We start from the raw sequence: 13,567 nt of genomic DNA on the forward strand, positions 1-13,567 counted from the left end.
CTTCGCCGGTTACCCCGACAACCGACGAGGCGTCCCCGGTCCCCACCGGTTCTCCACCCGCACGACTGGCTGCTGCCCCCGCAGCGGTTCCGCCGATCGCCGCGGTGGTCGGCTTCGTGCTCCCGGTCCCCACTGGTTCGTCAACTTCACGGTTTGCCGCTGCCCCCGCAGCAGCGCCGCCGGTTCCCGCGGCGGTGGGTGGCAAGACGCTCCCGCTCTCCACCGGTTCTCCCACCGCCCCGCTGGCCGTTGCCCCCGCGGCGGTCGGCGTGCTCTCCGCCCCGGCTGATCCGCCATCCGCACCACCGATCGCTGACTCCACACCGATTCGGCCGGAATTCCCGGTGGCTGATGACGTGTCCTCAGTCCCTGCCGGTGCTTCGACCGTCTGGCTGGTAGCGATCCCGGCACCGGTTCGGCCAGCAACCCCAGTGCTAGGCGAGGTGCTTTCTGCCTCCGCCGGTTCACCAGCCTCCTGGCTCGCTGCCAATTCCGCAGCGCCCGCAGCGATCCGTGAACCCGCCGTCCCCCGGCCACTCCCAGCCGGAGACTCCAGCAGATCACCCGAAACCGTGTACCAAACCGCCCTCGTGTGGAGGCTTTGTTCCGGCAGGTCGAGCGGCGTATGGTCCAGCACCTCACCCGACGGCCGCCTCCGCAGGTAGCCCACCACCTGCGACGTCACCGCGACCTCGCCCAGGCACACCGTCACCCCGCCGTGGCGGCACTGTTCTTCCGTCGACAGCACGGAAATGTCGACGATCTCACGCGGCGAAGTCGTCCAGTCCGGGTCCTCCGCGTGCACCAGCGCGAGACCTGTCTCCAAGTCCAGCTCATCGACGACATACGACGAGCCCTGGTGCAAATACACCGCGCCGGGGTGCACCGAGTAGCAGGCCGAGCCTGGGTCGACGGTGCCCAGCATCCGGCCGGAATCCGCTTCCACCACCGCGATCTGGTCGCCGCCCGAGCCGCGGATGCCGACGTCCGCGTGCGGGCGGTCGCGCGAAGTCCAGTACCAGCCGCTGGAACGACGGCGCAGCAGCTTCTCCTCGGCCAGATCCGCCAGCACCGCCCGGGCCGCGTCGCCGCCGAAGGTTTCCAGTTCTGGTTCGGTGAGCGGCAACTCCGCGACGGCGCACGCTAGCTGCGGGCCCAGCACGTACGGGTTCGTCGGGTCCAGCACCGCGGTTTCCACCGGGCGCTCCAGCAACGCGGCCGGATGGTGCACCAAATAGGTGTCGAGCGGATCGTCCCGGGCGACGAACACCACCAGCGCTTCATCACCTGAACGGCCAGCGCGGCCGGATTGTTGCCAGAAGGACGCGAGGGTTCCGGGATAGCCCGCCAGAACCACGGCGTCCAGGCCTGCGATGTCGACGCCCAGTTCCAAAGCATTCGTCGTCGCGACGCCCAGCAGCCGACCCGAAAGCAGGGCTTGCTCCAAGGCCCGACGCTCCTCAGGAAGATAGCCGGATCGGTACGCGGCAACGGTGTCCGCCAACCGAGGGTCCACTTCGGACAGCAGTCGACGGGCTCCCAGAGCGGTCAGCTCGGCACCGCGACGGGAGCGGACGAAAGCCAGCGATCGCGCGCCTTCGACTACCAGTTCGGTGAGAATCCGCGCGGTTTCGACGCCAGCCGGACGACGGACGGGCGCACCGTTCTCCCCAGTCAGTTCGTCGAGCAGCGGCGGTTCCCACAGCGCGACCGTGCGCGCCCCGCGCGGAGACGCGTCGTCGGTGACCGCGGAGCACTCCACTCCGGTGAGCCGAGTGGCGAAGGAGGCGGGCGAAGCGGTGGTCGCCGAAGCCAGCACGAACACCGGGGAAGCGCCGTAGTGCTCCGCTACCCGGCGCAGACGGCGCAGCAACAGCGCGACGTGCGAGCCGAAGACGCCGCGGTAACTGTGGCATTCGTCGACCACGACGTACCGCAGCCGGCGGAAGAACTGCGTCCATCGGGAGTGCGCCGAAAGGATGCCGCGGTGCAGCATGTCGGGGTTGCTGAACACCCAGTTCGCGTGCGCGCGGACCCAGTCGCGCTCTGTCATCGGGGTGTCGCCGTCGAACGCCGCCGCTCGTACGCCGGGGACGTCCAAAGAGGACACCGCGCGCAGCTGATCAGCGCCAAGCGCCTTCGTCGGCGACAGGTACAGCGCGGTCGCCCGCGAGTCGGTGGCCAGCGCGCTGAGCACCGGCAGCTGATACGCCAGCGACTTCCCGGACGCGGTGCCGGTGGACACCACGACGTGCGCACCCGAATGCGCCAGCGAAGCCGCCTCGACCTGGTGCCGCCAAGGTTTTTCCACTCCGGCCGCGCCGAACGCGGCCACCACCGACGGCTCCGCCCACTCCGGCCACGGCTCGTGCCGGGCCGCGCGTTCCGGCAGCCGGGACACGTGCGTGACCGGGTTCTCGTGCGCCGGGAGCCCTGCCGTGACCCGGTCCAGCAGCCTCCGTCCTCGCTCTCCCACCACGTGCCGAAGCTTCGCACAGGGCACCGACAAAACCTGGCCGGGACCGATCCAGTGACCAATCACACAAGGTTACCGAACGTGCTGTCGCCGGGACGCATTGCGGACGCGCAGATCACTACCAATACACTCCCCCGATCCACACCCACTGTGGCGAGCGTCATGTGAGACGTGCATTGCTTGCACGGCTAGCGTGTCCTTCGGCACAGATCCCCGCCAGTGCAGGCGCGCCGGGTACGACGGGCCCGCGCTGGCCAGACGGCGTTCCCAGGAGGACGAATGTCCCGGCAGTTCCTCGCGGAGGGCGGAATCACGCTTTCCGGGGCTGGCTACACCATCGTCGGTGTGGTCGCCGTGGTCGCCCTTGTCGCACTGGCCATCGGTTACGTCCTGCTCAAGGAAGTGCTGGCCGCGGGCCAGGGCACCGCCAAGATGCAGGACATCGCCAAGGCAGTGCAGGAAGGTGCGGCCGCATACCTGAAGCGGCAGCGCAACACCCTCGCCATCTTCGGCGTGATCGTGTTCCTGCTCCTGTTCGCGCTTCCCGCGGACGACTGGAGCGAACGGATCGGCCGGTCGATCTTCTTCCTCGTCGGGGCGGTGTTCTCGTTCACCATCGGCTACCTCGGCATGTGGCTGGCCACGCAGGCGAACCTGCGCGTGGCGGCCGCGTCGCGCGAGGAAGGCGGGCGCGAGACGGCGATGCGCGTGGCGTTCCGCACCGGCGGCGTGGTCGGCATGATCACCGTCGGGCTCGGCCTTTTCGGCGCGGCGATCGTGGTGCTCGTCTACACCGGCCAGGCACCGAAGGTGTTGGAGGGCTTCGGTTTCGGCGCGGCACTGATCGCCATGTTCATGCGTGTCGGCGGCGGCATCTTCACGAAGGCCGCCGACGTCGGCGCTGACCTGGTCGGCAAGGTGGAGCAGGGCATCCCCGAGGACGACCCGCGCAACGCCGCGACGATCGCCGACAACGTCGGCGACAACGTGGGCGACTGCGCCGGCATGGCGGCGGACCTTTTCGAGTCCTACGCGGTCATGCTCGTGGCCGCGCTGATCCTGGGCAGCTCCGCGTTCGGCGCGCACGGCCTGATCTTCCCGCTGATCGTGCCCGCCATCGGCGTGATCACCGCGGTGATCGGCGTCTACATCACGAAGGCGCGCGCGGGCGAGGGCGGTCTGGTCACGATCAACCGCTCGTTCTACATCTCCGCGGTCATCTCCGCGGTGCTGTCGGCGGTCGCCGCGTTCATCTACCTGCCGAGCAGCTTCGCCGAATTCGGCGAAGGCTTCGCGCACAACACCGGCAACCCGGCGGTGATCGCGACGGTCGCGGTGATCATCGGCATCGTGCTCGCCGCGCTGATCCTGCGCATCACCGGCTACTACACCGGCACCGAGCACAAGCCGGTTAAGGACGTCGGCAAGACGTCGGAAACCGGTGCGGCGACGGTGATCCTGGCCGGCATCTCGGTCGGTTTCGAGTCCGCCGTCTACACCGCGCTGGTGATCGCCGCCGCGGTGTTCGGCGCGTTCCTGCTCGGCGGCGGCGTCGCGCTGTTCGCGGTGGCGCTGGCCGGCACCGGCCTGCTGACCACCGTCGGCGTCATCGTCGCGATGGACACCTTCGGCCCGGTCTCGGACAACGCGCAGGGCATCGCCGAGATGTCCGGCGACGTGGACGAGAAGGCCGCGCAGATCCTCACCGAGCTGGACGCGGTCGGCAACACCACCAAGGCCATCACCAAGGGCATCGCGATCGCCACGGCGGTGCTCGCGGCGACCGCGCTGTTCGGGTCCTATTCGGATGCGATCTCGAAGGCCGTCGGCAGCACGGGTTCGTTCGTCGCGAACATCGTCAGCCCGGAGACCCTGGTCGGCGTGATCATCGGCGCGGCCGTGGTGTTCCTCTTCTCCGGTCTCGCGGTCAACGCGGTTTCGCGCGCCGCCGGCGCGGTGGTGTACGAGGTGCGCCGCCAGTTCCGCGACATCCCCGGGATCATGGAGGGCACCACGCGGCCCGAGTACGGCCGGGTCGTCGACATCGTCACCCGCGATTCGCTGCGGGAGCTGGCGACGCCGGGTCTGCTGGCCGTTTTCGCGCCGATCGCGGTCGGTTTCGGCCTCGGCACCGGTGCGCTCGCCGGGTACCTGGCGGGCGCGATCGCGACCGGAACGCTGATGGCGATCTTCCTCGCCAACTCCGGTGGGGCCTGGGACAACGCCAAGAAGCTCGTCGAGGACGGCAACCACGGCGGCAAGGGTTCCGACGCGCACGAGGCGACGATCATCGGCGACACCGTCGGCGACCCGTTCAAGGACACCGCCGGTCCCGCGATCAACCCGCTGATCAAGGTCATGAACCTGGTCTCGGTGCTGATCGCGCCCGCGGTGGTCACGCTGACGCTCGGCGGCGGCGCGGACACCACGTGGCGGATCGTGATCGCGGTGGTCGCGGTCGCGGTGATCGTCGCGGCGATCGTCGTGTCCAAGCGGCGCGGCAGTGTCATGGCGGAGGCTCCGGCGGAGGCGAAAGCCTGACGCGTTGCTCCATTCGGGCCCGGTACGCCTTGTGCGTGCCGGGCCCGTTCGCGTCCACGAGGCGGGGCGAGTTGCGGACTACTGGCGGGTCGGTACCGTGCGGGGGACACGGATTTCGACGGACAGGAGTGGTGCGAGTGCGGCCGCGGTGGACCGGTTTGGCCGCGCTGGCAACAGGAATCGGCATGGGGCTCACTGCCTGCGGGCAGCAGCCGCCGCCGGCTGCGCAGGTCTCCTCCGGCGGGCACGCGGAGGCGGCGAGCCAAGTCGATCCCGCCGCGAAATGGGCCGACGGATACTGCGGCGCGGTCACGCATCTGGTTCGTGCGTTGGCGAATCTGCCCTCGATCGACCCGAGTTCGCCGGCGCAGGCGACCCGTACGTCGAGCGATCTCCTGGCGTCGGTCGCGACCGGCATCGACCAGACCGTGTCCGGGCTGCACCGGCTCGGCCCCGCGCCGTTGCCCGGCGGCGAACCGGCGCGCACGGCTTTGCTCGGCCAGTTCACTTCGGTGCGGCGTCAGGCCGACGAGGTGCGCGGCAAACTCGACGCGGCAGCCAATCCCGACGCGGTGAAAGCGGCGTTGGACGACGCGAAGTCGGCTATCGACCAGATTTCCCGGCTCGACGTCCTCAAGGGCTTGGACGCGACGCCAGCCCTGTCCGCGGCGGGCAAGCGCGCGGCGGGCTGTCAGCAGTTGGTGGTGCCGCCCGCACCGCGCTGACCGGCGTTTCCGGGAGCGAGCGCCTGCCTAAGGGCAACGGCTCGTTCGGCATCGTGGTGTTCGACGGCGGCCAGGTAGTGCTGAAGCAGAACCTGCCGAGACCGTTCAAGCTCGGCCAAGCTGACCGACGTCGCGCGCCCGTCCCGCAACGTCTCCAGCGCCGGCGCGGGCAGCTGGTCGACTTCGCGTCCGTGCCAAGGATTCAAGCCGTGCCGCAGGCATTCCAACGCGATGATCTGGGTGCGAAGGTCGTCAAGCATCAGGACGGCCTGCCACGTCCGCCCGCGGGCGATGGCCGAGCGGGCATGCAACGCGTACAGCCACGCCATGCCGATCACTTGCTCGCTACCCGGTTCTGCGGCTCTGGTCGGTTCGTTGGCCTGACCGAAAACGAGCTGGAAGCCGTCCTCGGTGGCACGGAAGAGATTGTGCGGCCAGAACGACAAATCTACCTGGAGCGAGGAGTCGAGAAGGAAGACCCGGTAGCGAACGCCCTCGCGCGAAGTCACGTCGAGGGTGTCGGCGACTCCGAACTTCTCGTCGAGCGATCGAGTCCAGCGTGCGACGACTGCCGCTTCATTGGCGTCCTCGGCGAGTTGGAGGACGAGATCGATGTCCGACCATCGGTCCTCGGTGCCGCGGGCGGCCGAGCCGACTAGAGCGGCGCCCACGATGTCGACGTCTTGGCGGGCCGCGGCGATCAGCTTGTCGCGGATCTGGACGCGTTCGGCGACCTCGTACAAGCTTCCTCCCAGGTCGGTATTGCTATACCGGTATTATTATACCGACGCTAGCGTTCCCTCGCTGGCGCGACCCGCACCGCCGTCTCGATGCGCAGCCGTGCTGGCACTGACCGATCGGGGAAAACCGCGGCACGACCCTCGCCTTCAATCGAACTTGTGTTCTATCATCGCGGCGTGGATCGAACGATCTCGCTGTTCTCGGCGGAGGCGACCGGCCCGGGCCTGCCCGACCTGGCCGGGCTGTTGTGCTGCCAAGGACAGATCACCGGGTTCGGCCGCACCGCGGCGCGGCTGTCGGTGCTGGTCGAGGAGCCATGGCGGGCTCGGGTGCTGGCGCGGGAATGCCGCAGCCGGGGAGCGGACGCGCAGGTCGCGGTGGCCGACTGCGGCAGTCCCCAGGTGCGCACGTCGTTCCGGGTCGATCTGCTCGGCCTCGCCGAACAATGGCTCCGGCCGGGACACACCGGTCCGGCGGAGGACGACTCGGGCAAGGCGGTGCCCGGCGGCTTCCGGTTGAGCGGCGCGATGCTGCGGATGTGGGCGCTCGCGGCCGGCCGCCCCGAACCCGGCGGCTACCTGCTGGGCGTCGATCCGCTGGCCCCGGGGATGCACGAGGAGATGCTGACCGTCCTCGCGCCGCTGGGCGTCCAGGCGCGGCTGCTCGGGCCGAAGGCGGAGCAACCCGCGGTGCGGGTCAGCGGGCGGCGGAAGCTGGCCGGTCTGCTGGAGCTGATCGGCGAACCTCCGGCAGGGGCGGAGTCGGTGTGGCCGGAGCTGCCGCCTGCCGGGGAACGCCGCGAACGGATGCCGGGCGAGGCGCGTCGCGGGGCTCCGGCGGAGAGTCCTTCACAGTATTTACTGGAGGCTGTCGGGTAGCTGCGCAGAAAAAGGCCCCCGTCGCTCAGCGAGGCGACGAGGGACCTTTCGGGTGAAGCGGCTTACGGTTTCGGCAGAGTGCAGCCCTGCTGGTTGAGGTCGATCTCGTTGGCCGGAGTCAGGCAGGCGGGAATTCCGTAGGTCTCTTCGCCGTACTTGTAGTTCGGCCGCACGGTCACGTTGCCGGCTTCGTCGACCTCGCACGGGTTGTTCAGCGTGCAGCTCTCGCCGTTGTCGTTGGACGTGTTGTTCACGCCGATGACCTTGCCGGTGTCGCGGTCGACGACCGGCGAACCCGACGTGCCGCCGATGGTCGCGCAGCCCGGCACGTAGCGGATCGAGTCCTTCCAGACCCAGTTGTTCTCGTGCAGCTCGTGCACGAAACCGTCGATCGAGCAGGAGTAGATCTGCTTCCAGTACCCGGAAACGACGTCGATCGGCGTGCCCGCCTGCGGATGGCTGTTGACCAGTTCGAGCGGCGGCACGTTGTACTTCTGCTGGATGTCCGCGTAGGTGTCGGACAGCTGGTACAGCGAGATGTCGGTGTCGGTCATCGTCGCGTAGACGACCTTGGTCGCGGTCACGGTGCCCACCGAGCTTTGCCCGTCCGGCGACAGCAGGTCGAACGATCGGTTCGAGGCCTGTCCGACGATCACCTGGCCAGGCTCGGGCATGCCGTCCTCGAGACAGTGCCCGTTCGACAGCACCATCGCGGGCGCGTCCATCGGCGTGGCGGCCGGTTTCACGACCGAACCAGAGCAGTTGGACAGTGCCACGGCACCAGTGAACGTGGTGGTCGCCGCGCTCGCTTCGGGGGCGGTGGCCAGCGCGAATGTCGCCGCGACGGCGATCGCGGTGCCAACCAGTCGGCGGATCATGGTGGGTTCCTTTCGGCTGGGGGGAGGAATAAGTGAACCGTTGCCGTACTTGGACCCGCCACCGTCTAACGGAGGGTATCGGTGCTATGACCGGTTACCCTGCACGGCACGTGTCCGACATCACGTGCTAGGTGTGGAGGAGAAACATCGCCGAGGTCAGCGGCGATCCGACGGGCAGGGGCCCAGCGGCTCGTCAGGGCACCTCGGCGCTGCGCGGACACTGAGGGCGTGCACACTGACAGGTCGAGACGCGGGCGCAGTACCCCTCTGGTGCAGGGGTGAGAGCGCCGCTGCGGCGGCGCGGAGATGAGTGGAGAGCAGGGCAGCGTGGCAGGAACACGGACCAAGAAGAGCGGCGCCGGGGGCAACGGTGCCGATCGACGGCGGCTGGTGATCGTCGAGTCGCCAACCAAGGCCCGCAAGATCGCCCCCTATCTCGGCGGCAATTACGTCGTCGAGTCCTCCGTCGGGCACATCCGGGACCTGCCCCGCGGCGCGGCTGACGTCCCCGCGCAGTACAAGGGCGAGTCGTGGGCGCGGCTCGGGGTCGACATCGACAATGACTTCAAGCCGCTCTACATCGTCACCCCGGACAAGAAGTCCAAGGTCACTGAGCTGAAGGGGCTGCTGAAGGACGTCGACGAGCTTTACCTCGCGACGGACCCCGACCGCGAGGGCGAGGCCATCGCGTGGCACCTGCTGGAGACCTTGAAGCCCAAGGTCCCGGTGCGCCGGATGGTCTTCCACGAGGTCACCGAGCAGGCCATCCAGGCGGCCGCCGCGGCGACCCGCGAGCTGGACGCCGACCTCGTCGACGCGCAGGAAACCCGCCGCATCCTCGACCGGCTTTACGGCTACGAGGTCTCGCCGGTGCTGTGGAAGAAGGTCATGCCGAAGCTCTCGGCGGGCCGCGTGCAGTCTGTGGCGACGCGGATCGTCGTGGAGCGCGAGCGCGAGCGGATGCGCTTCACCTCGGCGTCGTACTGGGACATCTCGGCGACCATGGACGCCGGTGCCGACGCTTCGCCGCGTACGTTCCCCGCGCGCCTCGTCGCGGTCGACGGCTCGCGCCTCGCGACGGGTCGCGACTTCGACTCCAACGGTCAGCTCAAGGGCAACGCCGCGGACATCCGCGTGCTCGGCGAGTCCGACGCGCGGGCACTGGCCCAGGCGCTGGGCGAGCGTGACTTCAAGGTCGCGAGCGTCGAAGAGAAGCCGTACACGCGGAAGCCGTACGCGCCGTTCATGACGTCGACGCTGCAGCAGGAGGCGGGCCGCAAGCTGCGCTTCACTTCCGAGCGCACGATGCGGGTCGCGCAGAAGCTGTACGAAAACGGTTACATCACTTATATGCGTACCGACTCCACGACGCTGTCGGAGTCGGCGATCACGGCCGCGCGCAGTCAGGCAACGCAGCTGTACGGCAAGGAGTACGTCTCGCCGTCGCCGCGCCAGTACACGCGCAAGGTGAAGAACGCGCAGGAAGCCCACGAGGCGATCCGGCCGTCGGGCGAGGTCTTCCGTACGCCGGGACAGGTCGCGAAAGAGCTGGACACCGACGAGTTCCGGCTCTACGAGATGATCTGGCAGCGCACCATCGCGTCGCAGATGGCGGACGCGAAGGGCACCACGATGTCGGTGCGCATCGTCGGCACCGCGGCGACCGGCGAGGAGTGCACCTTCGCCTCTTCGGGCCGCACGATCACCTTCGCGGGCTTCTTGAAGGCGTACGTCGAGGCAGTCGACAGCGAGGCCGGCGGCGAGGCCGACGACAAGCAGAGCCGGCTTCCGGTGCTGGCCAAGGACCAGGCTCTGACCGCGCCGGAGCTGTCCGCGGACGGGCACTCCACGTCGCCGCCCGCGCGCTACTCCGAGCCGAGCCTGGTCAGCAAGCTGGAAGAGCTGGGCATCGGCCGTCCGTCGACGTACGCGTCGATCATCAAGACGATCCAGGACCGCGGCTACGTCTGGAAGAAGGGCTCCGCCCTGGTCCCGTCGTGGGTCGCGTTCGCGGTGATCGGCTTGCTGGAGCGGCACTTCGAACGGCTGGTGGACTACAACTTCACCGCCGGTCTCGAGGACGAGCTGGACCGGATCGCCAGCGGCGACGAGCACCGCGTCGAATGGCTGTCGAAGTTCTACTTCGGCGGAGACTTCGGCGTTGAAGGTTCGGTCGGTCGGCTCGGCGGGTTGAAAAAGCTGGTCGACGGCAGCGTCGAGGGCATCGACGCGCGCGAGATCAACTCGATCCCGATGTTCAGCGACGCCGAAGGGCACCAGGTCGTGGTGCGCGTCGGCCGCTACGGGCCGTACCTGGAGCGCGAGGTCAACGGCGAGTCTCAGCGCGCGAACCTGCCCGAGGACCTGCCTCCGGACGAGCTGTCGCCGGAGATCGCGGAGAAGCTCTTCGCGACGCCGCAGGAAGGCCGTGTGCTGGGCACCGACCCGGTCAGCGGACACGAGATCGTGGCGAAGGAAGGCCGCTTCGGCCCGTACGTCACCGAGCTGCTGCCTGAGCCGGAGCTGCCCGAGGACGCCACCGCGGCGCAGAAGAAGGCCGCGAAGGCGAAGCTGCCGAAGCCGCGTACGGGCTCGCTGTTCAAGTCGATGTCGGTCGAGACGATCACGCTCGACGACGCACTGAAGCTGCTGTCGCTGCCGCGCGTCGTGGGCAAGGACCCGGAGTCGGGCGACGAGATCACCGCGCAGAACGGGCGCTACGGGCCGTACCTGAAGAAGGGCACGGACTCGCGGTCGATCCAGACCGAGGACCAGCTGTTCTCGATCACGCTGGAAGAGGCGCTGAAGATCTACTCGGAGCCGAAGCAGCGCGGCCGGTCCGCGACCGCGAAGCCGCCGCTCAAGGAACTGGGCGACGATCCGGTGTCGGGCAAGCCGATGGTGGTCAAGGACGGTCGCTTCGGCCCGTACGTGACCGACGGCGAGTACAACGCGACGCTGCGGAAGTCCGACAGCATCGAGGAACTCACCGCGGAGCGCGGGGCTGAGCTGCTGGCGGAGAAGCGCGCGAAGGGTCCGGCTCCGAAGAAGCGGACCACGACGCGCAAGGCGCCGGCGAAGTCCACCGCGGCGAAGTCGACCACGACCAAGTCCGCGGCGGCGAAGTCGACCACTGCGAAGAAGGCTCCGGCCAAGCGGAGCAGTACGGCGACGAAGTCGAAGTAACGAGGATCCGAAGGGCCACCTGGAAAACTCCGGGTGGCCCTTTCTCGTGTCAGGGGGACGGATGGGGGAGACACAGCGCGCTCGTGCCGCGGTTTCCGTGGTTTTCGCGGTGTGCGGCGCGGCTTTCGCTTCATGGGCGGCTCGAGTGCCTGCGGTACAAGCGAAACTCGGCCTCAGTGCCGGAGAACTCGGGATCGGGTTGTTCGGGCTCGCCGCCGGTTCGGTCGTGGCGTTGCTGGCCGCGGGGCCGTTGATCACGAAGATCGGCAGCCGTCGCGGGGTTCTGTGCGGGGCCGCGGTGTTGTGCGGAGGGCTGCCGCTGGTCGCATTCGCGCCGGATGTGCCGCAGTTCGTCGCGGCGCTCGTCGTGCTCGGGGTGGGCAACAGCATCCTGGACGTCTCGATGAACGCGCACGCTGCGCGCGTGGAAGAGGCTTACGGGCGACCGATCTTCGCCGGTTTTCATGCTTTCTGGAACATTGGCGGCCTGGTCGGCTCGGGTGCCGCGGCGCTGATGGAGATCTGGCGGGTGCCGATCGAAGCGCACTTCACCGCCGCGGGCGCGGTGCTCTTGGTGGTCGCGATCTTCGCTGTTTCGCAGTTCTTGCCGGGAGCGGACCGCGGACAGGGCGAGGCGGCGTTTGCGTTGCCCAGCAAGGCTTTGATCCCGTTGGGCGTGATCGCGTTCTGCGGTTTCGTCGCGGAAGGCACGGTGAACGACTGGAGCGCGGTCTACCTGCGGGAGGTCGCCACGGCGAGCGCGGCCGTCGCGTCGCTGGGCTACTTCGCGTTCTCGATCACGATGATCGCGGTGCGCACGGTGGCCGACCGGGTCGTCGAGCGCGTCGGCGCGGTGCTGTTCATGCGGGTCGCGACCGCGGTGACGGTCGTCGGGTTCCTGCTGGTGGTCGCCGTTCCGGTGCCGGCGGTCGCGGTGGCCGGGTTCGCCGTGGTCGGGCTCGGGGTGTCCGGGATGGTGCCGCTCGCCTGGAGCGCGGCCGGACGCAAGCAGCCGGACGCGCCGGGCCGGGCGATCGCGGCCGTCGCGGCGTGCGGGTACCTCGGATTCCTCGCCGGTCCGGTGCTGGTCAGCGGCCTGAGCAGCGGAATCGGCCTGCACTGGACGCTCGCTGCGGTCGGCGCTCTCGTGGTGACGGTCGGCTTCCTCGCGCCCACGATGCGGGTCGGCGATCCGGCTTCGCGGCGCTGACCGACCGCTCGGCGCACGGATGGGTTGACTCGAACAAAAGTTCGAGAAATTGTCGGTACCAGGGTGTTCAATGACGGGGTGAGCAGTTCAGCACCCGTCGTCTTCGACGTCATCGACGAGGTCATCGGACCGCTGCGGGCCGAGATGCCGCAGCGGCCTTCGGTGATGGAGTTCTACGACCCGCATTTCGAGGTGCCGCCCGTACTGGCCGAGGAGGAGCCCGCCGGAGCGGCTTCGGGACTGAGCCTCGCCGAGGAGGTCCGGCAGTCGTTCGGGCCGATGCTCGGCGCCGGGCTGGCCGAGGAGGTGGAGCAGTACACGCGGTTCGTCGCCGGGATGGCCGCGCTCGGGCTCGCCGCCGACGGCGAGGTGACCGCCGAGGCGGTCGAGCTGTACCGAGTGCTGCGCGGCGGATTCATCCGGGGAGTGGTCACCGGGGTGTTCCCGGCGAGCGAGGAGCCGTGGGAGGTGCGGTTCTTCGGAGACGAGGACTTCACCACGGTGATGAGCAAACTGGGCCGCCGAGCGCGGCTGCGGTCCGGAATGCTCAGCGCGCTGCCCGGGTGGGTATTCGACGGATTGCCGGAGCGCCCGCCCGGCCCAGGACCCGCGGTGCGCATCGAGACGGACGGCAGCGGCCTCATCCCGCGGGCGGCCTGGGGAGACCTGGACGTCATCCGGGCCGCGGTGGCCCGGCCCCGGCAGGGAACGGTGCTGGTGGACCTGGCGGTGCGGGACGCGGTGCTGGCGGAGTACCCGCACGGGGCGTTCGGGCTGGTGGACAACGACCAGGGCAGATACCAGTTCCGGGCCGCGCCCCGAGGCAACGGCGGCGGATGGGTGGTGACGTGGTCTCCGGCTACCCGGGGGACTGCGGAGGCATGGATCGTGGAGGCGGTGCGCAGTTGTATTTGACGGGGTTGGGGTTAGCC

General features: G+C 69.0%; 9 protein-coding genes. 6 read left to right on the forward strand and 3 right to left on the reverse strand.

Annotated features, from left to right (window positions below; genetic code table 11):
- The coding region (locus tag D0D37_RS43140; RefSeq protein ID WP_244223881.1) for a DEAD/DEAH box helicase at window positions 1–2,479 on the reverse strand (2,479 nt) is incomplete at its 3' end.
- A gap of 276 nt (window positions 2,480–2,755) precedes the next feature.
- On the opposite strand from D0D37_RS43140, the gene D0D37_RS43145 reads away from it, so the two are divergent.
- Together D0D37_RS43145 and D0D37_RS43150 are read left to right on the forward strand one after the other, a co-directional pair.
- Window positions 2,756–5,017, forward strand: coding sequence for a sodium-translocating pyrophosphatase (locus D0D37_RS43145; RefSeq protein ID WP_116206345.1), 2,262 nt, complete (start codon window positions 2,756–2,758; stop codon window positions 5,015–5,017).
- A 185-nt stretch (window positions 5,018–5,202) separates the two neighbouring features.
- Window positions 5,203–5,742, forward strand: coding sequence for a hypothetical protein (locus tag D0D37_RS43150; protein WP_244223882.1), 540 nt, complete (start codon window positions 5,203–5,205; stop codon window positions 5,740–5,742).
- Here the strand turns inward: D0D37_RS43150 and D0D37_RS43155 are convergent.
- A complete protein-coding gene (locus D0D37_RS43155) occupies window positions 5,709–6,485 on the reverse strand; it encodes a nucleotidyltransferase domain-containing protein (protein WP_244223883.1) in 777 nt (258 codons plus the stop codon). The two genes, D0D37_RS43150 and D0D37_RS43155, sit on opposite strands and share 34 nt — an antisense overlap.
- A 174-nt stretch (window positions 6,486–6,659) precedes the next feature.
- Here D0D37_RS43155 and D0D37_RS43160 point away from each other — a divergent pair, with 174 nt between their 5' ends.
- The gene (locus tag D0D37_RS43160; protein WP_116206352.1) at window positions 6,660–7,361 is read left to right on the forward strand and encodes a hypothetical protein; all 702 of its coding nucleotides are present in this window, start codon (window positions 6,660–6,662) and stop codon (window positions 7,359–7,361) included.
- A gap of 62 nt (window positions 7,362–7,423) precedes the next feature.
- Here the strand turns inward: D0D37_RS43160 and D0D37_RS43165 are convergent, their stop codons facing one another.
- Window positions 7,424–8,239, reverse strand: a complete 816-nt coding sequence (locus tag D0D37_RS43165) for a S1 family peptidase (protein ID WP_116206348.1) — start codon at window positions 8,237–8,239, stop codon at window positions 7,424–7,426.
- Between the two features lie 306 nt (window positions 8,240–8,545).
- Here D0D37_RS43165 and topA point away from each other — a divergent pair, with 306 nt between their 5' ends.
- The 3 genes from topA (at window position 8,546) to D0D37_RS43180 (ending at window position 13,550) form a co-directional block, all read left to right on the forward strand.
- Entirely contained in the window at window positions 8,546–11,425 is a 2,880-nt protein-coding gene (gene topA / locus D0D37_RS43170; protein ID WP_208720542.1) for a type I DNA topoisomerase, read from the forward strand.
- A 61-nt stretch (window positions 11,426–11,486) separates the two neighbouring features.
- Complete coding sequence (locus tag D0D37_RS43175) at window positions 11,487–12,635, forward strand: MFS transporter (protein ID WP_167493647.1); 1,149 nt, start codon at window positions 11,487–11,489, stop codon at window positions 12,633–12,635.
- A gap of 63 nt (window positions 12,636–12,698) precedes the next feature.
- Window positions 12,699–13,550 (forward strand): ESX secretion-associated protein EspG, encoded by an 852-nt coding sequence (locus D0D37_RS43180; protein WP_116206351.1) that lies wholly within the window; start codon window positions 12,699–12,701, stop codon window positions 13,548–13,550.
- Window positions 13,551–13,567: the final 17 nt, after the last annotated feature.

Source organism: Amycolatopsis circi, assembly GCF_003385235.1.
Lineage (GTDB): Bacteria > Actinomycetota > Actinomycetes > Mycobacteriales > Pseudonocardiaceae > Amycolatopsis > Amycolatopsis circi.

Excerpts from the sequence above, each read along its gene's own strand:
- D0D37_RS43165 (WP_116206348.1), bottom strand. The coding sequence starts at position 8,239 with ATGATCCGCCGACTGGTTGGCACCGCGATCGCCGTCGCGGCGACATTC.
- D0D37_RS43175 (WP_167493647.1), top strand. The coding sequence starts at position 11,487 with ATGGGGGAGACACAGCGCGCTCGTGCCGCGGTTTCCGTGGTTTTCGCG.
- D0D37_RS43145 (WP_116206345.1), top strand. The coding sequence starts at position 2,756 with ATGTCCCGGCAGTTCCTCGCGGAGGGCGGAATCACGCTTTCCGGGGCT.
- D0D37_RS43150 (WP_244223882.1), top strand. The coding sequence starts at position 5,203 with ATGGGGCTCACTGCCTGCGGGCAGCAGCCGCCGCCGGCTGCGCAGGTC.
- topA (WP_208720542.1), top strand. The coding sequence starts at position 8,546 with ATGAGTGGAGAGCAGGGCAGCGTGGCAGGAACACGGACCAAGAAGAGC.